Source organism: Burkholderia sp. SIMBA_062 (assembly GCF_046534765.1).
Lineage (GTDB): Bacteria > Pseudomonadota > Gammaproteobacteria > Burkholderiales > Burkholderiaceae > Burkholderia > Burkholderia ambifaria.
Genome location: NZ_JAWRYD010000273.1, coordinates 1 through 271, shown reverse-complemented (window position 1 = coordinate 271; position 271 = coordinate 1). Strand labels below are relative to the sequence as shown.

Here is a 271-nt window from a genome sequence, read left to right as displayed (position 1 = left end):
GGGCTGTTCCGCAACCACACCGCAGCGTTCATCACCGTGCTGGGTTACACCGCGGGCGGGTCGCTGATTTTCTACACCTTCACCACCTACATGCAGAAGTACCTGGTCAATACGGCCGGCATGAACGCCAAGAACGCCAGCTACGTGATGACCGGCGCGTTGTTCCTGTTCATGATCCTGCAGCCGTTCTTCGGCATGTTGTCCGACCGGATTGGCCGGCGTAATTCCATGCTGCTGTTCGGCGCCTTGGGCACGCTGTTCACCGTGCCCC

Annotated in this window: 1 protein-coding gene; it reads left to right on the top strand. The window is 60.1% G+C overall.

The features are described from left to right. Positions 1–271 (top strand): MFS transporter (locus SB786_RS36330; RefSeq protein ID WP_410731592.1); only part of this gene is annotated, 271 nt, incomplete at both ends.